The organism is Sphingomonas sp. (genome assembly GCF_042096255.1).
Taxonomy (GTDB): Bacteria; Pseudomonadota; Alphaproteobacteria; order Sphingomonadales; family Sphingomonadaceae; genus Sphingomonas.
This window is the reverse complement of sequence record NZ_JBELLZ010000001.1, coordinates 1-21,883: the sequence shown is the minus strand read 5'-3', so window position 1 is coordinate 21,883 and position 21,883 is coordinate 1. Positions and strand designations below refer to the sequence as shown.

Sequence of the window (21,883 nt, the reverse complement as noted above, 5' to 3'; positions counted from 1 at the left end):
CTCACTTCGGCACCGGCAGGCGCTCGATCATCGTTTCCAGCTGTTCCAGCCACAGCGCCGGCCCGTCCTCCACCACGGTGGACGCCGCCTCCAGCACGAAACTGCCGCGCGCCACGCCCGCGTCACCGATCGGGAAGATCGTCTTGGGCAGCCGCCCCTCCAGCAGCGCGACATCCTCCGGATTGACCCGGAGCATCGCCGATTCGCTCGCATCCGCCAGCAGCTCCGCCGCGGTCTCGACCCGGCCGGCAAGCAGCTCCGCCGAGACGCCGATCTCGCCAACCAGCTTGCCGACCAGCAGCAGCACGGTCTGACGCAGCCGCGTCGCCACCGCCTCGCGGTCGATGCGGTCGCCGGCCTGGAGCTGGCCGATCAACTCGGTCAACAACGCCTGGTCGCGGGTGCCCGCTTCCTCCACCGCGGCCTTCGCAGCGGCGAGACCCTCGGCATAGCCCGCGGCATGCGCCGCCTCGACCGGGTCGATGAACGGTGACGTCGGTTCTTCGGGATCGAGCGGGTCCCAGCCAGCGGTCGGATTGGCCTCGCGGTCGGCGGGGGAGAAATGGCGCGGGCCACCCTCGCGCGCCGGCTCGCGCCGCTCGGCGCCGGCGATCCGCGCGATCAGGTCGGCAGGGGCGAAGCCCTGCGCGGCGCGATCGGTGAAGGCGCGGCGCAGCACCGTGGCGGCGGCGTCTTGGCGCGAGGCCAGCCCCGCCACGAACCCGTCCGCCGGCGCCGGCTCCAGCCGACCGGCCTCAAACATAATCGTCCTCGCCCGCGCCCATCTGGATGGTGCCGTCCTTGGCCAGGCCGCGCGCGATCTGGATGATCACCTTCTGCGCTTCGAGCACCTCCGAAAGCTTCATGGGCCCGCGCGCCTCCATATCGTCGCGGATGCCGTCCGCTGCACGCGCCGACATGCAGCCGAGGAAGCGGTTGCGTGCGCCCTCGTCCACGCCCTTAAGCGCGCGGGTGAGGATGTCGCCGTCGATGTTGCGGATGAGCGTGCCGAGGTTCTTGTCGTCCAGCTCCAGCAGGTTGTCGAAGACGAACATGGAGTCCTCGATCTGCTTCGCCACATCCTTGTCGATCTTGAACAGCTTGGGCATCACCCGCTGCTCGGTGGACTTGCGCGCGCCCTGGAGGATCTTCGCCGCCTCGCGCGTACCGCCGAGCTGAAGGCCGGTGGAGGTGGTGGTCGCGGCCGAGCGGCCGGCCAGCATTGCACGCAGCGTTTCCACCGCCTCGGGGCTGATCGGCCCCAGCTTGGCGATACGGTGCAGGATGTCGGGCTGCAGCGCCTCGGGCAGCAGTTCCAGCACCTGGCCGCCGACCGCGGGATCGAGGTTGGCGATCAGCACCGCGGCGATCTGCGGATGCTCCTTCTCGATCGTCGCGGCGATATCGCCCGCGTCGAGCCAGTCGAGGAGGTCGATCCCGCACGCCGCCTCGGCCGGGGTGATGCGCGCGAGCACGCTGGACGCCTTCTCGCGACCAAGCGCGCGGTTCATCACCGCCTCCACCTTGGGCTTGGGGTCGAAGGTGATGCCGGTGCGCTCGCGGGCGCGGCCGACGAAATCGTCCAGCACGTCCTCCACTTCCTGCTCGGACACGTCGGCGACTTTGAACATCGCCGCGCCGAGCTGGCGCACCTCTTCGGGATCGAGCTTCTGGAGGATGGCCGCGGCCTCCTCCTCGCCGACCAGCATCATCAGCACCGCGGCGCGCTCGACGCCGGTGTAGCTGCGCAACGCCACCTCGCTCATCAGCGTGCGTCCGCCGAGATCATGTCGCGCACAGCCAGCGCGGCGCGGGCGGGATTGTCACGGGTGAAGCCGCGCACCGCGCCGACCCGCTCCTCATAGCTGCGGCTCTCGGCGATCTGGTCCAGGCTGACCGGCGCAGCGACGGTGATCCCCGACGCGGCGGGCACCGGGTTGCCCTCCTCGTCGAACTGCGGGGCGGCGCCTGCGCCACCCATCGGCAGCGCGGCGGCGGGCTTGTCCAGCGCTTCCTCGCGCTTGCCCATCAGCGCCTTGGCGAGCGGGCGGACGCCGAGTAGCAGCACCAGCAGCGCGATCACGATCGCGGTCAGGTTGCGCGCCAGCATCGGCAGCCAGGCATTGTCGTACCAGGCGGGACCCTCGGCCTCGGCGCCGGTGTCGGCGAACTTCTTGCTGATCACCGTGACGACGTCGTTGCGCGCCTGATCGAAGCCGACCGCGGACTTCACCAGATCGTTGATCTGGCCGATCTCCATCGCGGTGCGGCGGCCCTTCTCGGGCTCGCGCAGCAACACCGCGACGGTGAGCCGCTTGACCCCGCCGGGCGCGGCGCGGGTGACGGAGACCTCTTTGCCCAGATCATAGGCGCGGCTGTACTGGTCCGACTGCTTGTTGGCGTCGGGCGCGGGCGTGCCGGCCTGCGGCTGCGGGTTGGTGCCGGTGGCGCCGACCGCGGGGGTCGGCTGCTGGAGCGTCGCGGCAGGCGGCGGCGTGTTGCTGAGCGCGCCGGGGATGCCGCCGGGCGCAGGCGACGCGGCCTGGTTGCCGGTCCACTGCCCCGCCTCGGCGCGCAGCGCGCCCTGCTTCTCGAAGCTCTCGCGGGTCGCCTGGGTCTCGTCGAGATTGACCTCGGCCTGAACCTCGGCGGTGAAGTTGCCAGCGCCGACGAGGGGCGTCAGCAGCTGCTGGAGCTGCTGGCGATACTTGTCCTCCACCTGGCGCTGGAAGGCGATCCGCTCGCTCGACGCGCTGCCGCCGACACCGCCGGGCTTGGACAGGAGGCCGCCCATCTGGTCGACGATCGTCACCGCCTCGGGCTTCATGCCGGGCACGGACGAGGCGACGAGATTGACGATCGAAGCGACCTGCGCCTCGCTCAATGCACGACCACCCTGCAGCTTGACCACGACGGAGGCGGACGGCGCGGCATTGTCGCGGACGAATACCGAGGCTTCCGGCATGGCGAGGTGGACGCGCGCCTCGGCCACCGCGTCGATCTCCTGGATCGAACGCGCCAGCTCGGTCTCCCGCGCCTGGCGCAGACGCTCGCCTTCGACCGCGCGGGACACGCCCATCGGCAGCTGGTCGAGCAGCGCGTAGCCGCCCGGCGCCGCCTTGGGCAGGCCCTGGCCGGCAAGCAGCATGCGCGCCTTGGAGTAGTCGTCCTCGTCCACCGTCAGCGTGTCGGTGGCGTCATCAACGTGGCTGTCGATGTTCGCGGCGGACAGCGCCGAGGTGACCGCCGCCTTGTCGGCATCGGCGAGGCCCGAAAACAGGGTCTTCTGCGGCGGGGTCGACAGCGCCGACCACGCCAGCGCGGCGCCGCCGAGCAGGGTGACCATCAGCGCCATCGGGCCAGCGCGGCGCACGGCGGGCTGGGCGAACACCCCCTGAATCTGGCGCAGGGGATTGGCGAAGCGCTCGGGAACCATGGCGTTCATGGGCGGCGCGGCGGGAGCGAGAGCGTTGGCCATGGGTCGATTACACCGGCATGCTCATGATGTCCTTGTAGGCGGACAAGAGCTTGTTGCGGACTTGCAGCGTCGCCTCGAAACCGACCGACGCTTCCTGGCGAGCGAGCATCACCTTGGCGATGTCGATGGTCTCGCCGCGCTCATATTGCTCGGACAGAGCGGAGGCGCGCTGCTGCCCGTCGTTGACGCTCTTGAGCGCACCCTCCAGCGTGTCGGCGAAGCTCGCCGGCTTGGCCGCGGTCTCGACGGGGCTGGACGCCGCCTGATTGGCGCGCTGGAGCGCGCTGTTGCGCTCCAGGATCTGGGCGCGCAGCGCCATCACGCGGTCGACGCCGCCGATGCCACCCACACTCATGCGCTAATCGCCTTCACGATGTCGTCCCCCTGCTCGCGAGCCTTCGCGAGCCGGTAACGCAAGGTTCGTTCCGAAATGCCCAGACGCTTGGCGGTCTCGATGCGCGAGCCGCCGCACTGGCGCAAAGTCTCGCGGATCGCGGCGAATTCGGAGAGCTGGACGACCTGGCCCAGGGTGCCCGCGGCATCGTTGGCGGCGGGGCGCGCGGCGGGGCGATCGAACACGATGTGCGACACCTCGATCGTGTCGCCGGCGGCGAACAGCAAAGCGCGCTGGATCACATTCTCCAGCTCGCGCACGTTGCCGGGCCAGTCATGATCGCACAGCGTTTCGATCGCTTCGGCGCTCGGCCACGGCACCACCGAACGGTTGCCGGCGTGGCGCAGGATCATGGTCGCGGCGAGCGCGGGAATGTCCTGCGGCCGCTCGGCCAGCGCGCGGGTGGTGAGCGGGAAGACCGACAGGCGATAGTAGAGGTCGGCGCGGAAGCGGCCCGCCGCCACTTCGGCCTGGAGGTCGCGGTTGGCGCAGGCGACGACACGCACGTCCACCGCCTGCGGCTGGGTGGCGCCGATCGGGATCACCTCGCGCTCCTGGAGGACGCGCAGCAGCTTGGCCTGGAGCGAGAGCGGCATCTCCGCGATCTCGTCGAGCAGGATGGTGCCGCCATGCGCGGCGCGGAAGAAGCCCTCGCCGCCCGAGGACGCGCCGGTGAAGCTGCCCTTCTGGTGGCCGAACAGCATCGCCTCCAGCATGCTCTCCGGCAGCGCAGCGCAGTTGATCGCAACGAACGGCCCGTCGCGACGCGGCGAGTTCTGATGAATGAACCGCGCCAGCACCTCCTTGCCGGTGCCGGTCGGGCCGTTGACCAGCACGGTGATGTCCGCCTCGGCGACACGCTCGGCCAGCGCGAACAGCGCCAGGCTCTCCGGATCCGCCGCCGTGGGCATGGTGCCGCCGCCAATCAGCGCGCGAGCGAAGGCATTGCCAACCGCGGCATCCTCCGGCCCGAAGGCGATCCGCGCAGGCCCACCGTCGCGGGCCGGGCAGACGCCCCGGCCATCACGCCCGATCACCAGGGTTCGCGCCGGCACTGGCACGGCCTCGCCTTCCGAAACCAGGTACATCAGCCCAGCCTGCGGACGCCCGGTAGACGCCTCCACGGTGAAGCCCTGAGCGCGCATCGACGAGATGAGTGCGATTCGATCCGCCGCCACGCTGGCGGTGGGAGAAATGATTCGCATGTGCTTGGAAATCCCCGGCTCTGACGTGGCCCCAATTGCCGCAAAGAGGTTAACGCTGGGTATAACCTGCCGCCTGCCGGCAACTTCTTTCCGGGCGCCCGCGGGCGGCGGCGCGGACGGGCCCGCGGGCGGTGCGCAAGGGCGCATGCACGCACGAACACACGCGTACGCACGCGGGCCCACGTCCACGCGGAATCAGGGAATCCGCTCTCAAAATGGAGCGAACGTGCCGCGGGGGCGGCGCTTTGCCGCCGGCCGGCAATGCCGGCTAAAACTTGCCGGGCATCGGTCGTTCAACTGCCTGGACGGCGCGTCATCCGCTCATCGGGGGGCGGCGGCGACCGTCGGCTCAGGAGACCCCAATGACCGTTATCGCCAGCAACACTTCGGCGTTGCGCGCTTCCAATGCTTCGATGTCGGCGTCGCGTTCGCTGTCGACCGCGATGGAGCGCCTATCGACCGGCAAGCGAATCAACTCCGCCAAGGACGATGCCGCCGGCCTCGCCATCAGCTCGTCGATGACCGCGCAGATCCGCGGCATGAACCAGGGCGTGCGCAACGCCAACGACGGGATCAGCCTCGCCCAGACCGCCGAGGGCGCGCTCGACGAAGTGTCGAACATGCTCCAGCGCATGCGCGAGCTGTCGGTCCAGTCGGCCAACGGCACCTATGCCGCCGCGGACAAGCAGAACATCTATGCCGAGCAGAACGCGCTCGCCGACCAGATCCGCTCGGTGATCAACAACACCACGTTCAACGGCACCAGCCTGTTCAAGGGCAACGGCACGGCCGGCACCGCGCAGTCGGTGACGATCCAGGCCGGCGCCAACGCCAGCGACACGATCGCGATCTCGATCGACGACCTCAGCAACAACGCGGCCGCCAACGCGCTGTCGGTGGTGGTGGACCTCGCCGCATCCGCAAACGGCATGCCCGGCGATTCGTCGGCGGCGACGCCGGTGGTGCCGACCATCGCCAACTTCGACAGCGCGATCAGCCAGGTGGCGACCGTCCGCTCGAAGCTGGGCGCGGCGCAGAACCGGCTGGAGTCGGCGGTCAACAACCTGACCTCCAACGCGACGAACCTGTCCGACGCGCGCAGCCGGATCGAGGACGCCGACTTCTCCACCGAGACCACCGCGCTCGCCAAGGCGCAGATCCTGAACCAGGCATCGACCGCGATGCTGGCGCAGGCCAATCAGTCGCAGCAGGGCGTGCTCCGCCTGCTGAGTTAAAGTCGTTCGAGCCGGCGCCGCCCCCCGCTTCTGGGTGCCGGCTCCGACCTGCCGCCTTCGGGCGATGGGCAGGCCCCGGTGGTTCGCCACCGGGGCCTTTGCGCGTCCGTCAAACGCCGCGCGAAATAATCCTTAAGCCCGGCCCGAAGCGGCCGTTTCATGGTCCGGGTGTCCAGCCTTCGCCTCGGGGGCGGTGGACGGCGCCGGACACATGGAGACCATCATGACCGTTATCGGAAGCAACATTTCGTCGCTGCGCGCGTCCAACGCGTCGGCCAAGGCGCAGGACTCGCTCGCCACCGCCATGGAGCGGCTGTCGACCGGCAAGCGCATCAACTCGGCCAAGGACGATGCCGCCGGCCTCGCGATCGCCAGCAGCATGACCGCGCAGATCCGCGGCATGAACCAGGGTATCCGCAACGCGAACGACGGCATCTCGCTCGCCCAGACCGCGGAAGGCGCACTCGACGAGGTGACCAACATGCTCCAGCGCATGCGCGAGCTGCAGGTCCAGTCGAAGAACGGCACCTATTCGACCACCGACACCGCGAACATCAAGGCCGAGCAGGACGCGCTCGCCGCGCAGATCAGCAACGTGATCACCAACACCAGCTTCAACGGCAAGAAGCTGTTCGACGGCACCAACGCCTCGATCTCGATCCAGGCCGGCGCGAATGCGAGCGACACCGTCACCATGACCATGTCGAACCTGTCGACTGATACCGACCTCGCCGCGGTGGTGACCGGCGGCGCCTCGGTCGCCGCGGCGACGCTGACCCAGTATGACACCGCGATCGCCAAGGTGGCGACGACGCGGGCGGGCCTGGGCGCGGCGCAGAACCGGCTGGAGTCGGCGGTCAACAACCTGACCTCGAATGCCACCAACCTCTCCGATGCGCGCAGCCGCATCGAGGACGCGGACTTCTCCACCGAGACCACCAACCTCGCCAAGGCGCAGATCCTGAGCCAGGCCTCCACCGCGATGCTGGCCCAGGCCAACCAGTCGCAGCAGGGCGTGCTCAAGCTGCTCGGCTAAGCCGCGCTTGACGCGGCTCCGGCCCCGCCCCCGCTCTGACACCAGGGGTTGGAGCCGACACTCGCCCCGGCGGTCCTTCGCGGACCGCCGGGGCTTCGTGCGTCCGGGCTCCGGCGGCGTGGATGACGCAAAACCGCTAAAACTTCGGCCACGCCGGCCGTTTCCTGATGTGGGTGGCGGGGGCCACCGCCTTTGCGCGGCGGCAACGCCCCGCCATCAATCGGAGTGAACCAACGTGACCGTTATCGGAAGCAACATCTCGTCGCTGCGCGCGTCCAACGCGTCGGCCAAGGCGCAGGCCTCGCTGTCCACCGCCATGGAGCGGCTGTCGACCGGCAAGCGCATCAACTCGGCGAAGGACGATGCCGCCGGCCTCGCCATCAGCTCGTCCATGACCGCGCAGATCCGCGGCATGAACCAGGGCATCCGCAACGCCAATGACGGCATCAGCCTCGCGCAGACCGCCGAGGGCGCGCTCGACGAGGTCTCGAACATGCTCCAGCGCATGCGCGAGCTGACCGTCCAGTCGAAGAACGGCACTTATGCCGACGGCGACAAGACCAACATCAAGTCCGAGATGACCGCGCTGAGCGCGCAGATCACCAGCGTGATCTCCAACACCAGCTTCAACGGCAAGAACCTGTTCTCGACCGCCAGCAACACCATCACCATCCAGGCCGGCGCCAATGCGTCCGACACCGTCAGCATGACGCTGGGCGAGCTGGACGCGGCCGGCAGCGCGATCCTGGTGGCACAGGCGGTGGACGTCACCGTCGCCGACGCCGGCACCGCGGGCACCGACGATTATCTCACCAAGTTCGACGATGCGCTGGCGCAGGTCGCCACCGCGCGCTCGGGTCTGGGCGCGGTGCAGAACCGCCTGGAATCGGCGGTCAACAACCTGACCTCGAACGCCACCAACCTCAGCGACGCGCGCAGCCGGATCGAGGATGCCGACTTCTCCACCGAGACGACCAACCTGGCCAAGTCGCAGATCCTGTCGCAGGCCTCGACCGCGATGCTGGCGCAGGCCAACCAGTCGCAGCAGGGCGTGCTCAAGCTGCTCGGCTAAGCCGTTCGCAGACGTAGTGTTTCAGAAGCCCCGGTGGTCGCGAGACCGCCGGGGCTTTCGATTCATCGCTAAAGATCGCGGCGCGGCAGCCGTTTCTATCTTCGGGTGGCGGGGGCCACCGCCTGGGCGGGCATCGCCCGCATCATTCGGAGATTCTCACCGTGACCGTCATCGGAAGCAACATCTCGTCGCTGCGCGCGTCCAACGCGTCGGCCAAGGCGCAGGACGCGCTGTCGACCGCCATGGAGCGCCTGTCCACCGGCAAGCGCATCAACTCGGCCAAGGACGATGCCGCCGGCCTCGCCATCGCCAGCAGCATGACCGCGCAGATCCGCGGCATGAACCAGGGCATCCGCAACGCCAACGACGGCATCAGCCTCGCACAGACCGCCGAGGGCGCGCTCGACGAGGTTAGCAACATGCTCCAGCGCATGCGCGAGCTCCAGGTGCAGGCGGGTAACGGCACCTATTCGACCAGCGACCTCGCCAACATCGGCGCTGAGCAGGAAGCCCTGGCGCAGCAGATCCAGTCGGTGGTGCAGAACACCAGCTTCAACGGCAAGAACCTGTTCTCGACCGCGGACAACGACATCACCATCCAGGCCGGCGCCAACGCCAGCGACACCGTGACGATCGAGCTGCCGGAGTTGGACGTCGCCTATGGCGCCGGCCCGCCCGCGGTCGGCCAGCTGTCGCAGATCGTCGATTTCACCGCCGATCCCGCCGACGCGACCGAGGCGAAGCTGGCGACCGGCCTCACCCTCGCCAAGTTCGACAGTGCGCTGGCGAGCGTCGCCACCACCCGCGCTAACCTGGGCGCGGCGCAGAACCGGCTGGAATCGGCGGTCAACAACCTGACCTCGAATGCGACCAACCTCTCCGACGCGCGTAGCCGCATCGAGGACGCCGACTTCTCCACCGAGACCACCAATCTCGCCAAGGCGCAGATCCTGAGCCAGGCCTCGACGGCGATGCTGGCGCAGGCCAACCAGTCGCAGCAGGGCGTGCTCAAGCTGCTCGGCTAAGCCGCGCCGATATAGAGAGTCTGACGAGCCCCGGTGGTCGCAAGGCCGCCGGGGCTTCGCGCCTCAGTCGAAGACGCGCCAGTCAATCGGCTTGAAGCTGCCGCCGTTCGAGTCATAGGCCGAGCAGGCGGTCATGCCGATGATCACGTCCACGCACGCGCGGAAGGTGATGCTGTCGCCGGCGCGGCTGATCGGCGGCAGCACCCGCAGCTTCCCCGTCTCGCCGTCCACCGGCACGTTCATGAAGCAGTTGAACGCCGCCGGGATCATGTCCGGCGTGATGCCAAAGGGCGCCAGCGCCTCGGCGAGGTTGCCGAAACAGCCGCGATGCTCGGGCCGGTCGGGATAGAAGTGGCGGAAGGTGTCGATGCTGCACGGCGTCAGCAGAAAGTCGTGCCGCCCGACCGTGTCGGCGACGATCTCCAGCAGCGGGCGCGATCGGTTCGAATAGAGGCTGTGGCCAGCCGTCAGATAGATCGTCTCGGCATAGTCGAACGTCCGCCCCGCCGAGATCACCTCGCGAACATCGTCCGCGTTGAAGGCGAGCAGGTCCGACACCTGCACCCCCATCGGATCGATCACCTCCAGCCGCTGGCCGGCGGCAAGGCGGAAGGCGGTGCCGCTGCGCGGCGGGATGCGGTTCATGCGTCCTTGCCGTAGCTGAACGGGCAACGCCATTCCTCGCCCACCACACGGCCGCTATACTGCCGTGCCTCGCTGGCATCGCCGTGGCGCGACAGCATCGGATTGCGCGATCCGGCCAGCGCCTCGTCGCGCACCAGGATCTTCTCGCGCATCGTCTCATACTTGCCCTGGGCACGCAGCGTCTCGAACTGGTCGTGCAAGTTGAACACCAGCGTCGGCCGCGCGAACCGCCGCGCCGGACGGCTGGCGTTCGGATGCAGGCCGACGACGAAGAACGCCTCGCCCCCGAAGCTCAGCGAGAAGTGCGGATCGTCCGGATCATGGCTGACCCGCGCGTCATAATCCTGTCCGCGCCAGCGATCCTTGTCCGACAGCGACTGGACCCGCGCCCACAAGGCGCGCTCGAACGCCTCCTCGGTCAGGTCCGCCGGGCCATCGAACACCGCCGCGAAGCTGCGGAACAGCGCCGGCTGCTCCTTGTAATCCTGCGCGAAGCGGACCAGCCCGTCGTGGATGCGCAGGTCGTCCCAGGCGCTGTCGATCCGGTTGCAGGCAAGCACGTTGAGCGTGCCCTTCGCCAGCGCCGCCTTGGCGCCGACGCACGGGAATCCGGCATCCTCGACATGCGTCTTGAGCAGGGCTTCGAGTTCGGTTTGCGCCGGATGGCGCCAGGGGAACATCGGGGTCTCGGGTTGCAGCATGGCGCCGATAGACGCGCGGGCGCAGGCCGACGTTCCGAATCAAGTGGCTGACCTGGATCAATAGCCCCTCCCTTCAGGGGAGGGGCTTTAGTTCCGCAGCATCGCCTTCTTCAGCTTGGCCTGCGCGCTCGCCTTGATCTGGCAGACGCGCGCGGCGCCGACGCCGAGCACCTGGCCGATCTCCTCCAGGTTCAGTTCCTCGACATGGTAGAGCTGGATCACCATCGCCTCGCGCTCGGGCAGGGCCGAGATTGCAGCGATCAGCCGGTCGCGCACCTGGCTCTCGGCGAGCTGCTCGAACGCATCGGGCGTATCGTCGGCGAACCAGGGTTGGTCATCGGCATAGACCTCGTCGATCGAATCGAACTGCGCGGCCTGTGCGGAGAGATAGTCGGTGCGGAGCTTGTCGGGGGTCACCCCCAGGCGCTGGGCGATCATGGCTTCCTCCGGCGCGCGGCCGAGTTCTGCGGTGAGGGTGGAGACGGTCTGCTGGTAGAGGCGGCGACGCTTGATCGCGCCGCGGGTCATCGCGGCGTGGCGGCGCAGCTCGTCGATCATCGCGCCGCGCACCCGCGTGACCAGATACTGCTTGAAGGTGACGAGCCCGCGATCCTCGAAGCTCGCCGCCGCCTCGACCAAGGCGACCAGTCCGACCTGGACAAGATCCTCCACCTCCACCGCGGTGGAGACGCTGCCATGGACGTGCCAGGCGAGCCGCTTGACCAGTGGCAGATGCTCCTCGACCGAAGCACGCTCCGCCTTCGCGCGGGCGCGGGGACCATAGGTCAGCGGCGTCGCCTCGGCGAAGGCGCTGCGGTGCGGCTCAGCGCTCATGCCGCGAGCGCCGGCTGGTGGACGGGCGCGCCGATCACGGCGACGACCTCGACGGCCTTGTCCTCGGGAACCTCGAAGAAGCTCATGACGGGGGTGTCCGGCAGAACGGTGCGAACCAGCTTGCGGATGGCGACGCGGATCGCCGGCTGGACGACGAGCGCGAAGGGCTTGGCCTCGGCGATCAGCGGCGCGGCGGCCTGCTGGAGCGCCTCGGTGATGCGGCGGCCGAGCTCGGGCTCGACGACGTGGCGGCGCGACGGATCGGTGCGTGCGGCTTGTCCCAGGATCGCCTCCAGGCTGCCTTCCAGCGTCATCACCCGCAGCGGCTCGCGCACCCCGCACAGGCGCTGGACGATCAGCGGACCAAGCGTCGGGCGGATCAGCTCGACGATCTCGTCGGCATCCTGGCTGCGCTGCGCCGCCACCGCGATGGCGCTGGCGATGCGGCGGAATTCCTTGAGCGGCACGCCCTCGGTCAGCAGGCTCTTGAGCACCGCGGTCAGCGTGGTCAGCGACAGCGGCTGCGGAGTCAGCGCGGCGACCAGCTGGGGCGAACGCTCCTTGAGCCCGTCGAGCAGCGCCTGCACCTCGTCGGCGCCGAGCATGTCGGCCGAGTTGCTGGCGAGCGCATGGTTGAGGTGCGTCGCCATCACCGTGGCGGCGTCGACCACCAGGAAGCCCTGGCCGGTCGCGGCATCGGCATCGCCCGGCGCGATCCAGGTCGCGTCCAGCCCGAAGGTCGGGTCCTTGGCCTTCTTGCCCAAGAGGGTGCCGACCGCCTGGCCGGTATCCAGCGCCAGCATCTCGTCGGGCGAGACCTGGTCCTCGCCCACCACCACGCCGCCGACGACGACGCGATAGGTATAGGGCGCGAGGTTGATGTCGTCGCGCACGCGGCATTGCGGCACCACGAAGCCCAGTTCCTTGGACAGCTGCCGCCGCACGCCGGTGATCCGGCCCATCAGCGGCGCGCCGCGGCGCTCGTCGACCAGCGGCACCAGGCCATAGCCGATGTCGAGGTTGACCTGCATCTGCTCGGTCACCTCGTCCCAGCCGATCCGCGAGGGATCGACCGGCTCGGCAGCGACCGGCGCCTCCACCGGCGCGGGGCGCTTGGCGATCTGGTGCATCTTCCACGCGGCGAAGCCGGCCAGACCCGCGGCGGGCAGGATGATGAGGTGCGGCATGCCGGGCATGATGCCGAGCAGGCCCAGGATCACCGCCACCGGCGTCCAGGTTCGCGCCGAGCCGAACTGGCGGCCGATCTGGCCGGCAAGGTCGCTCTCGTCCGAAACGCGGGTGACGATCGCGGCGGCGGCGATCGAGAGCATCAGCGAGGGCAGCTGCGCCACCAGCGCGTCGCCGATCGCCAGCAGGGTATAGCCCTTGGCGGCATCGCCGATGCTCATGCCGTGGCTCACCGGCCCCAGGATCAGCCCGCCGACGATGTTCGCCGCGAGGATCAGGATCGCGGCGATCGCGTCGCCCTTCACGAACTTCGACGAGCCGTCCATCGAGCCGTAGAAATCGGCCTCGGTGGAAACCTCGACGCGGCGCTTCTTGGCGTCCTCCGGCGTGATCAGGCCGGCGTTGAGATCGGCGTCGATCGCCATCTGCTTGCCGGGCAGCGCATCGAGCGTGAAGCGCGCCGACACTTCGGAGACGCGGCCCGCGCCCTTGGTCACCACGATCAGGTTGATGATCATCAGGATGGTGAAGACGAAGATGCCAACGACATAGTCGCCACCGATCAGGAACGTCCCGAACGCCTCGATGACATGGCCGGCGGCCGCCTCACCCTCATGCCCGTGGACCAGCACCACGCGGGTGGAGGCGACGTTGAGGCCGAGACGGAACAGGGTGGCGAACAGCAGCACCGTTGGGAAGGCGGAGAAGTCAAGCGGCTTCTGCGCGTTCAGCGCCACCATCAGCACCGCGAGGCTGATCGCGATATTGGCGATGAAGAACACGTCGAGCAGGAAGGCCGGAATCGGCACCACCATCACGACGACGAGCAGCAGGATGGCGAGCGGCAGCGCGCCCTGGCGCGCATTGGAGAGGAGCTTCACCGGTTCAAGCTCCCATGCTCGCGAGCATCATATAGGCAAGCCGGGCATTGTCCGGCGACGGGCGCAGCAGCGAGGCGGCATTGGCCTGCGCGCTCTCGATCCGACCCAGAGTGTAATGCGCCCAGGACATGGCATCATGCGCACTCTGGCCGTTGCCGGTGATCACCGTGGTGTCGCCGTCCATCTGCAGCGCCTGGGCGGCGAACTGCATCGCCGGCAAATTCTTGCCGGCAACGGCAGGAGAGACGGCAGAAGCGGCACCGTCGCCCAGCTTGCCGGCGAACCGCTCGTACACTTGCGACAGCGATCGCGCGCTGCCGTCGCGCTCGAAGAAGACGTTGCGGTTGGCGCGTGCGGCGCCGGGGAACATCGCCGCGGCGGGCCGGTCCGGGTTGGCCTGCATCGCCGCCAGGAACTGCTTGGCACCACCCAGGCCCAGGAAGTGCGCCATGTAGAGGTCCGTACCGTTGGCGGTGCGGCCCAAAGTGCCCTGCAACGCATCGGCATTGTCGCTGGCATGCTCGGCCGCCATCAGGCTGGCGACCTCGGGATTGTTGCGCAGGTTGAGGATTGCGGACCGGGTGGCGCCGTCGGTCACGGTCATCCGCCCGCCCGACTGGCCGATCGCATCCGCCGCCCAGCCCAGGCCATGGGTGGCGCCGTGCTTCTTCACCACCGCCAGCCAGCTCTGCTCGATGAACTGGTAAAGGCCGGTGGCCGAGGAGGTGCCGGCGCGCGCATTGGCGTTCAGCCCGCTCTCCACCTTGGCCTGGCCGAGCAGGTAGTTGAAGTCCACGCCCGTGCGCGACGCGGCCTGCGCGATCGCGGCCTGGACGCGGCCATGGTTGCTGGAGGCGGCAATGGAGGAAACGGTCATGCTGCGGTGACGGGCCCTTGAGTACGGGCCCAATGCAGCAAGGCGCGTGCCAATCCCCGCCGCCGGCTTGTGCTTCCCCTTCCCGGCCGGTCCCGCTACCCGGGATCGGTGACCACGCCCGTTATCCGCAAGCCCCTTTCCGCCCTGCGCGACTTCCTGGCCAGCGAGGCGACCGGGGGCGTCGTGCTGCTGATCGCGGCGGTGCTGGCGATGGTGGTCGCCAACCTGCCCGCCACGGCGGAACTCTACCAGCACGTCCTGCACCTGAAGACCGGCCCCGTCCTCGCGCCGGACCTCGGGCCGATGACCGTCCACCTGTGGATCAACGACGGGCTGATGGCTTTGTTCTTCCTGCTGGTCGGGCTGGAGATCAAGCGCGAGTTCGTCGATGGGCGGCTGGCCAGCTGGGACCGGCGACGCCTGCCCTTCCTCGCCGCCGCCGCGGGCATGGCGGTGCCCGCTTTGGTCTATCTGGCGGTGACGGGCGAGCAGCCTGCCTTCCAGCGCGGCTGGGCGGTGCCCGCCGCCACCGACATCGCCTTCGCGATCGGCGTGCTGGCGCTGCTCGGCAGCCGTGCGCCCTCCGGGCTGAAGCTGCTGCTTACCGCCATCGCCATCGTCGACGATCTCGGCGCGGTGGCGATCATCGCGCTCGCTTATACCGAAAGCATCCGCGCCTTCCCGCTCGCGGGCGCCTGCGTGGCGCTGCTGGTCCTGTACGTGATGAACCGCCGACGCGTGGACGCGCTGTGGCCCTATCTGCTGGTGGGTGCCGCCTTGTGGCTGTTCGTGCTCCAGTCGGGCGTCCATGCGACGGTGGCGGGAGTGCTGACCGCGATGTTCATCCCCATCGTGCCGACGCCGGGCGCGCCCGATGCGGCGCACTCGCCGCTCCACCGGCTGGAACATGCGCTGCATCCGCCGATCGCCTATGGCGTGGTGCCGCTGTTCGCCTTCGCCAATGCCGGCATCTCCTTTGCCGGCATCGGCGCGGAAGCGCTCACCGCGCCCCTCGTGCTGGGCATCGCCGCGGGGCTGTTCGTCGGCAAGCAGATCGGCATCTTCGGCGCGATCTGGGGGGCGGTGCGCCTGGGCATTGCGGCGCGACCGGGCGGCGTTTCGTGGCTCCAACTCTACGGCATGGCCTTGGTGGCGGGCATCGGGTTCACCATGAGCTTGTTCATCGGCGGCCTCGCCTTTCCTGGGCAGGAAGCCCTGATCGAGGAGGTCAAACTCGGCGTCCTCCTCGGCTCCCTCGCCTCCGCCCTCGCCGGCGTCGCGGTGCTGCTGCTCGCGCCGCGCAGATCCTGATGCGCCGGTTCTTCGCCCCCGAACAGCTGCGCCATCAACCGCGGCAGGAGCTGCACAACGGCGGCTTTACCGACTATGCCGCGATAGCGGCCCGGGCAGAGGCGATCCTTCACGCGGTCGGCGGGGCCGAACCGCCCGCTGATCAGGGAGAGGCGCCGATCCTCGCGGTCCACACCGCTGCTTATATCGATTTCCTGAAACAGGCGCCGCGTCTCTGGGCCGACGTCGGCAGGCCCGGCGAGGCGATCCCTTACGCCTTTCCGGTGGTCGGCCGCCGCCCGCTCCGCCTGTCGCGGATCGACGCGCTGATGGGCGCACACGCCTTCGATGCGACCACGCCGATCACGTCCGACACCTGGGCTGCGGCTTACGGGAGCAGCCAGTCCGCGCTCGCCGCGACGCGGGCGGTGCTGGGCGGCGAGCGGACGGCCTTCGCCTTGTGCCGCCCGCCTGGTCACCATGCCGGCGCGGACTATTGCGGCGGCTATTGCCACCTCAACCATGCCGCCATCGCCGCCCAGGCGGCACGCGACGCCGGTCACGCGCGCGTCGCGGTGCTCGACATCGACTATCATCATGGCAACGGCACCCAGGACATCTTCTGGAGCCGCGGCGACGTGTTCTACGCCAGCGTCCATGCCGACCCCGCGACCGATTACCCCTTCTACTGGGGCCATGCCGACGAGACAGGCGACGGCGATGGCACCGGCGCGACGCTCAACCTGCCGCTGCCCCAGGGCACCAGCGCCGCCGCCTTCCGCGCGGCGCAGGCGCAGGCGCTCGACGCGATCGCGCGCTTCGGCGCCACATTCCTGGTGGTCAGCTTCGGCGCGGACACTTGGGCCGGCGACCCAATCTCGCACTTCGCGCTCACTACAGACGATTACCCACGGCTCGCCGCCGACATCTCCGCGCTTGGCCTGCCTACCGCGGTGGTGATGGAGGGCGGCTATGCGGTGGAGGCGCTTGGCCGCAACGTCGCCGCGTTCCTGAGCGGGTTCTAGTTACGTCACCAGCCGCTTCAGCGCCTCCAGCGTGTCCGCCTCCGCCGCGGGCTTGTCGGTGCGGATGCGCGCTATGCGAGGGAAGCGCATCGCCACGCCGGACTTGTGGCGGCCGGAGGCGTGGATCGAATCGAACGCCACCTCCAGCACCAAGGTCTTCTCCACTTCGCGCACCGGGCCGAATCGGTTGACCGTGTTGCGGCGGACGAAGGCGTCGAGTTGCTTCAGTTCCTCGTCGGTGATCCCGCTATACGCCTTGCCGACCGGCAGCAGCTCCCCGTCGTCGGTCCAGCAGCCGAATGTATAGTCGCTGTAGAAGGACGATCTCCGCCCGTTGCCGCGCTGCGCGTACATCATCACGCAGTCGGCGGTGAGCGGATCGCGCTTCCACTTGTACCACAGGCCGGTGCGCCGCCCTGCCACATAGGGCGATGTGCGTCGCTTGAGCATCACGCCCTCGATCGCCGCGTCGCGCGCGCCGGCGCGGATGCCCTCCAGCGCGGTGAAGTCCTCGGCTTCGATCAGCGAAGACAGGTCGAACCGCGCCGGATCGAGCCGCGGCATGAACGCCTCCAGCCGCGTACGCCGCGCGGTCCAGGGCATTTCGCGCAGGTCCTCGGGCCCGTCGAACAGGATGTCGTAGAGGCGGACAAAGGCGGGCGCCTCCTCCAGCATCTTGGCGGATACCACCTTGCGGCCGAGGCGCTGCTGGAGCGCGTTGAAGCTCGCCGCCTCTCCGCCTTGATATTCGCCCTTCACCATCAGCTCGCCGTCGACCACGCCGGTCTCGGCAAAGGCGGCGGCGACATCGGGAAAGGCGCGCGTGACGTCGTCACCGGTACGGCTGTAGAGGCGCGTCTCGCCCGCCATGTGGACGATCTGGACGCGCACGCCGTCCCATTTCCACTCGGCGGCATAATCGGCGAGGTCGATGCGCAGGTCCTCCAGCGGGTGGGCGAGCATGAACGGGCGGAACACCGGCACGTCCGCCGCGATCGGCTGCGCACCGCCCTCCGCCCAGGCGAATAAAGTGGGATAGGGCGCGTGGATGCCGTGCCACACCTCCTCCACCGCCTCGACGTCGAGCCCGAAGGCATCGGCGAACGCCTGCTTGGCAAGCCGCGCCGAGACGCCGATCCGCAAGCTGCCGGTCGCCATCTTGAGCAGCGCGAAGCGTTCGTCGGCGTCGAGCCGGTCGAGCATCGCCGCCAGCACCGCCGGCGCATCTGAACGGGACAGGTGGCGCAGCCGCTCGACCGTCTCGGAGACGGTAAGCGGCGTGGGCTCCTCCACCCGCATCGGCTCGGGCCACAGCAGCGCCACCGTCTCGGCGGTGTCGCCGACAAAGTCGCGGCTCATCCGGAACAGGATCGGATCGACCCGCTCCTCGATCAGCGCGCGGATCAGCGCGGGTTTGACGCCGGGCAGGTCGAGGTCGCCGGTCAGCGCGGCCATCGCCCAGCCGCGATCGGGATCGGGCGTAACGCGCAGGTAATCGCCGATCAGCTTCAGCTTGGCGAGCCGCGACCGGGTGTAGATCAGCGAGTCCAGCAGGGCGGCGAAGGCGTGCATCGCAGGGCGCAACGCACGCGCGTCGCGTCTAGTGCCCCATCGCCACCGCACCCGAGCCGTCGTCCTCCACCGCCACGATGCGTGGGATCAGCAGGTGCACGCAGCCAAGCGCAACTAGGTAGGAGATCGAGCAGATGCCGAGCAGCGGGCCATAGCCCCAGCCATGCGCCAGGCTGACCGCGGCAAGCTGGATCAGCACGATCGACCACAGGTTGCCGCAGAACGCCGCAATGCCGATCGTCGAGCCCACCGCACGCGCCGGCACCACGTCGGTCGCCACGCCGAACACGTTGGTGGAAAAGCCCTGGTGCGCGAACAGACCGAGGCCCAGCAGCAGCGCCGCGGTCCAAGGGCTGCTGACCAGCATCACCAGCGAGACGGGCAGGATCAGGACCGCGTAGATGAGCAAGGTCGTTTTGCGGGCGCGGTTCAGTGACCAGCCGCCCGCCATAAACCGGGTCGGCAGCCAGCCGCCGGTCAGCGCGCCGGCAGCGGCCATGCAATAGGCCAGCGCGACCGGCAGCCCGACCGTGCCCTGCTGAAGCCCGAACATCCGGTGGAACAGGTCCGGCAGCCAGGCGAGCATGAAGAACCACACCTGGTCCGACAGCACCTTCGCGAGTGCGATCGCCAAAGTCTCGCGGCGGCGGAACAGCGACGCCCAGCGGATCGGAGCGGGCACTTCGCCGCTTTGCGCAACAGCGGGAACGCGCAGCGCCAGCCAGAACACCACCCAGATCAGCCCAGCACCACCGGCCAGCAGGAAGGCGGCCTTCCACCCGAACGCCACCGCCACCGCAGGGATCACCAGTGGCGTCACGATCGCGCCGACATTGGGCGCGGTGTTGCCGATGCCCAACGCGATCGAGCGCTCGCGCGGCGTGAAATAGGTGGCGGCGGATTTCACCGCCGCGGGCGTGCCGATCGATTCGGCCGCGCCCAGCACCACGCGGCTAGCGATGAACCCGCCGACGGTGGTGGCAAAGGCATGCGCCATGCCGGCCAGGCTCCACACCGCCACACCCAAAGCGAAGCCGCGCTTCAGCCCGACACGGTCGATGAACCAGCCGGTACCGAGGAACGCCACCGCCGCCGCGACTTGGAAACCGGAGAGCATGTCGGCATAGTTGCCGTCCGACCAGCCGAATTCCGCCTCCAGCGTCGGTTTGAGCAGCGCCAGGATCTGGCGATCGACATAGTTGAGCATGATCGCGACGAACACCAGCGCCACGATTGCCCAGCGTCCGCGGTTCGCCTGATCCATACGCCTCTCCCTAGTTGTGATACCGTTGTCATATCCCGTACTGCTCGGCTAGTCATATCCGCATGACCCTCGCGCCAAAGCGTCCCCTCCCGATGGCTGCCGACCTGTACGGCGACATCGAACCGAGCCCGCAAGTCGGCTGGCGCAACTATGTGCCCGGCCTTGCTATCGTCGTGATGGGCACGCTCGCTGCAGGGTTCATCTCGGACCATTATGGCGCACCGCTGACGCTGATGGCGCTGCTGATCGGGCTCGCGCTCAACTTCCTGTCTGCCGATGCACGGCTGACGCCCGGGCTCGCCTTTGCGTCGCGCTCGCTGCTGCGCTGGGGGATCGTGCTGGTCGGCGTACGGGTCACCTTCGGGCAGATCATGGCGCTCGGCCCGGGAGCGCTGCTCGCCGTCTTCGCCATCGTGGCAGTGACGATCGGATCGGGCATATGGGTCGCCCGACGACTCGGGGATAGCGTCGCGTTCGGAACGCTGGCGGGCGGCGCGGTGGCGATCTGCGGTGCCTCGGCGGCGATGGCGCTGGCGACGACCCTGGGCGAGCGGCGCGCTTCGCAGACACAACTCACTCTGGTGTTGGTGGTGATCTCCGCCTGCTCCGCGCTCGCCATGGTCGTCTATCCGTTCGCGGCGCACGCGATGGCGTTCGACGATCTGCGGGCGGGCTTCCTGCTTGGCGCCTCGATCCACGACGTCGCGCAGGCGCTGGGCGCCGGCTATTCCTATTCGGATGCTGCGGGTCAGATCGCCGCCATCGTCAAGCTGACCCGCGTCGCGCTGCTCGCTCCCGTGCTCGCGATCGTGGCGCTGTTCCTGCCGCGCGGCGAGGTGCGCAAGGGGGCGAGAGTCCCCTGGTTCGTGGTAGGGTTCTTCCTGCTCGCCGGAGTCAATTCGCTGGGCGTCATTTCCCCGATCGCCGCCGGGGCGGCGGAGCACGCCGCCACATGGCTGCTTGCAGCCGCGGTCACCGCTACCGCGGTGCGCTCGCCCCTCGCCAAGCTGCTGGAGGCGGGTGCGCGGCCGGTGGTGGTGATCGTAGTTGCGACCGCGGTCGCCTTCGGGCTGTCCCTGGCCGCGGCGCTCTGGCTTATCGGCTGACCGGCCCCGTCGAGTCCCGGACGATGATCTCATAAGTGAGTTCGCGCCGCTCGGCGGGAGCGTCGTCGTCGGCCGCAGAAAGCAGCATGTCCGCGGCGTTCCAGCCGAACGCGCGGACCGGCTGGCGCACGGTGGTGAGCGGCGGCCAGACATAGCCGGCCAGCGCATCGTCGCCAAAGCCGGCAATCGACAGCGCGTCGGCCACCTTGACCCCGCGGCGGTGCGCGGTGGTGAGCGCGCCGGCGGCCATGTCATCCGAGCCCGCGAAGATCGCGGTCGGCGGATCGGCACGGTCGAGCAGCGCCGCCGTCGCCTCAGCCCCCGACGCGAAATCGTAGCGGCCCTCCACCACCAGGTCCGGATCGAACGTGCCCGCGGCTTGCAGCGCGGCGCGGTAGCCGGCGAAGCGCTGCGCGCTGGTGGCAAACTCCTGCGGCCCGGCGATATGGGCGATCCGACGATGGCCCAGCGCGATCAGGTGCGCGGTCATCTCCGCCGCCGCACGCGGATTGTCGATGAACACCGAGGGTGCCGCCTCGACCCGCGTGCCCGGCGAGACCCGCGCCACCCGCACGCCGCGCGCGGCGAGCAGCGCCAGCACTGCCTCGTCGTCACAGACCGGCGGCGTCAGCACGATGCCGTCGAGCGCGGTGGTGTCGACCAGCGCCTCGATCTCGCCGACTAGTCGATCGGATCCACGATCATAAGGCTGAGCGATCATCCGCACGCCGTCCGCCTCGCAGCGGTCACGCACGCCCGCCTGCATCTCGAAGACATAGTTGGGGCTGGGATTGTCGCACACCAAGGCGATCTGATAGCTGCGCCGCCCTGCCAGCGAGCGTGCCGCCAGGCTGGGACGGAAGTTCAGCCGCGCCATTGCCGCTTCCACCCGCGCGCGTGTCTCGGCACCGACGTAGCGCTCGCGATTGAGCACCCGGCTTACCGTCTTGATCGAGACGCCTGCTTCACGTGAAACATCCTTGATCGTCGCCCGCAATCTTCCGCGCTCCTCTCGGGCCTGTCGACCCGTCTGTCCTGCTGTGGCATGCCGCAGG

Annotated in this window: 20 protein-coding genes; 7 read left to right on the top strand and 13 right to left on the bottom strand. The window is 69.0% G+C overall.

The window, feature by feature from the left end; translation table 11 throughout:
- Position 1 precedes the first annotated feature (1 nt).
- The 5 genes from ACFDTH_RS00100 to ACFDTH_RS00080 are packed head-to-tail and all read right to left on the bottom strand — an operon-like array spanning position 2 to position 5,077.
- The gene (locus ACFDTH_RS00100) at positions 2-763 is read right to left on the bottom strand and encodes a flagellar biosynthesis protein FliH (protein ID WP_375285456.1); all 762 of its coding nucleotides are present in this window, start codon (positions 761-763) and stop codon (positions 2-4) included.
- A complete protein-coding gene (gene fliG / locus ACFDTH_RS00095) occupies positions 756-1,766 on the bottom strand; it encodes a flagellar motor switch protein FliG (RefSeq protein ID WP_375285455.1) in 1,011 nt (336 codons plus the stop codon). Before fliG ends, ACFDTH_RS00100 begins: the two co-directional genes overlap by 8 nt.
- Entirely contained in the window at positions 1,766-3,478 is a 1,713-nt protein-coding gene (fliF, locus tag ACFDTH_RS00090; RefSeq protein WP_375285454.1) for a flagellar basal-body MS-ring/collar protein FliF, read from the bottom strand. The genes fliG and fliF overlap by 1 nt, the downstream gene beginning before the upstream one ends.
- 7 nt (positions 3,479-3,485) lie before the next feature.
- Positions 3,486-3,833 (bottom strand): flagellar hook-basal body complex protein FliE, encoded by a 348-nt coding sequence (gene fliE / locus ACFDTH_RS00085; RefSeq protein WP_375285453.1) that lies wholly within the window; start codon positions 3,831-3,833, stop codon positions 3,486-3,488.
- Positions 3,830-5,077, bottom strand: coding sequence for a sigma-54 interaction domain-containing protein (locus ACFDTH_RS00080; protein ID WP_375285452.1), 1,248 nt, complete (start codon positions 5,075-5,077; stop codon positions 3,830-3,832). The genes fliE and ACFDTH_RS00080 overlap by 4 nt, the downstream gene beginning before the upstream one ends.
- Positions 5,078-5,439: 362 nt before the next feature.
- On the opposite strand from ACFDTH_RS00080, the gene ACFDTH_RS00075 reads away from it, so the two are divergent.
- From ACFDTH_RS00075 to ACFDTH_RS00060, 4 genes are all read left to right on the top strand, one after another.
- A complete protein-coding gene (locus ACFDTH_RS00075; protein ID WP_375285451.1) occupies positions 5,440-6,312 on the top strand; it encodes a flagellin in 873 nt (290 codons plus the stop codon).
- A gap of 223 nt (positions 6,313-6,535) precedes the next feature.
- Positions 6,536-7,348, top strand: coding sequence for a flagellin (locus tag ACFDTH_RS00070; RefSeq protein ID WP_375285450.1), 813 nt, complete (start codon positions 6,536-6,538; stop codon positions 7,346-7,348).
- Between the two features lie 235 nt (positions 7,349-7,583).
- On the top strand, positions 7,584-8,420 hold the full coding sequence (locus ACFDTH_RS00065; protein WP_375285449.1) for a flagellin: 837 nt from the start codon (positions 7,584-7,586) through the stop codon (positions 8,418-8,420).
- A 161-nt stretch (positions 8,421-8,581) separates the two neighbouring features.
- Positions 8,582-9,445: a flagellin gene (locus tag ACFDTH_RS00060; protein ID WP_375285448.1), complete on the top strand. Its 864-nt coding sequence runs from the start codon at positions 8,582-8,584 to the stop codon at positions 9,443-9,445.
- 63 nt (positions 9,446-9,508) lie between these two features.
- Here the strand turns inward: ACFDTH_RS00060 and ACFDTH_RS00055 are convergent, their stop codons facing one another.
- The 5 genes from ACFDTH_RS00055 to ACFDTH_RS00035 all read right to left on the bottom strand — a co-directional run bounded on the left by ACFDTH_RS00055 (position 9,509) and on the right by ACFDTH_RS00035 (position 14,571).
- Positions 9,509-10,090 (bottom strand): DUF1989 domain-containing protein, encoded by a 582-nt coding sequence (locus ACFDTH_RS00055; RefSeq protein WP_375285447.1) that lies wholly within the window; start codon positions 10,088-10,090, stop codon positions 9,509-9,511.
- Positions 10,087-10,770 carry a guanitoxin biosynthesis heme-dependent pre-guanitoxin N-hydroxylase GntA gene (gntA, locus tag ACFDTH_RS00050; protein WP_375285446.1) on the bottom strand — a complete coding sequence of 228 codons (684 nt, stop codon included), beginning with the start codon at positions 10,768-10,770 and terminating at the stop codon, positions 10,087-10,089. Before gntA ends, ACFDTH_RS00055 begins: the two co-directional genes overlap by 4 nt.
- Positions 10,771-10,878: 108 nt before the next feature.
- The gene (locus tag ACFDTH_RS00045; protein ID WP_375285445.1) at positions 10,879-11,625 is read right to left on the bottom strand and encodes a sigma-70 family RNA polymerase sigma factor; all 747 of its coding nucleotides are present in this window, start codon (positions 11,623-11,625) and stop codon (positions 10,879-10,881) included.
- Positions 11,622-13,694, bottom strand: coding sequence for a flagellar biosynthesis protein FlhA (gene flhA, locus ACFDTH_RS00040; RefSeq protein WP_375285444.1), 2,073 nt, complete (start codon positions 13,692-13,694; stop codon positions 11,622-11,624). Before flhA ends, ACFDTH_RS00045 begins: the two co-directional genes overlap by 4 nt.
- Before the next feature lie 4 nt (positions 13,695-13,698).
- Entirely contained in the window at positions 13,699-14,571 is an 873-nt protein-coding gene (locus ACFDTH_RS00035) for a lytic transglycosylase domain-containing protein (protein WP_375285443.1), read from the bottom strand.
- Between the two features lie 108 nt (positions 14,572-14,679).
- On the opposite strand from ACFDTH_RS00035, the gene nhaA reads away from it, so the two are divergent.
- Both nhaA and ACFDTH_RS00025 read left to right on the top strand, forming a co-directional pair.
- Positions 14,680-15,882: a Na+/H+ antiporter NhaA gene (nhaA, locus tag ACFDTH_RS00030; RefSeq protein WP_375285442.1), complete on the top strand. Its 1,203-nt coding sequence runs from the start codon at positions 14,680-14,682 to the stop codon at positions 15,880-15,882.
- The gene (locus ACFDTH_RS00025; RefSeq protein WP_375285441.1) at positions 15,882-16,886 is read left to right on the top strand and encodes a histone deacetylase family protein; all 1,005 of its coding nucleotides are present in this window, start codon (positions 15,882-15,884) and stop codon (positions 16,884-16,886) included. The genes nhaA and ACFDTH_RS00025 overlap by 1 nt, the downstream gene beginning before the upstream one ends.
- On the opposite strand, the gene ACFDTH_RS00020 is transcribed toward ACFDTH_RS00025, so the two are convergent.
- A complete protein-coding gene (locus ACFDTH_RS00020; protein ID WP_375285440.1) occupies positions 16,887-18,458 on the bottom strand; it encodes a cisplatin damage response ATP-dependent DNA ligase in 1,572 nt (523 codons plus the stop codon).
- Between the two features lie 28 nt (positions 18,459-18,486).
- On the bottom strand, positions 18,487-19,722 hold the full coding sequence (locus ACFDTH_RS00015; RefSeq protein WP_375285439.1) for an MFS transporter: 1,236 nt from the start codon (positions 19,720-19,722) through the stop codon (positions 18,487-18,489).
- A gap of 62 nt (positions 19,723-19,784) precedes the next feature.
- On the opposite strand from ACFDTH_RS00015, the gene ACFDTH_RS00010 reads away from it, so the two are divergent.
- Positions 19,785-20,828 carry a YeiH family protein gene (locus ACFDTH_RS00010; RefSeq protein WP_375285438.1) on the top strand — a complete coding sequence of 348 codons (1,044 nt, stop codon included), beginning with the start codon at positions 19,785-19,787 and terminating at the stop codon, positions 20,826-20,828.
- On the opposite strand, the gene ACFDTH_RS00005 is transcribed toward ACFDTH_RS00010, so the two are convergent.
- Positions 20,818-21,825, bottom strand: a complete 1,008-nt coding sequence (locus ACFDTH_RS00005; RefSeq protein ID WP_375285437.1) for a LacI family DNA-binding transcriptional regulator — start codon at positions 21,823-21,825, stop codon at positions 20,818-20,820. The two genes, ACFDTH_RS00010 and ACFDTH_RS00005, sit on opposite strands and share 11 nt — an antisense overlap.
- Between the last annotated feature and the right edge of the window lie 58 nt (positions 21,826-21,883).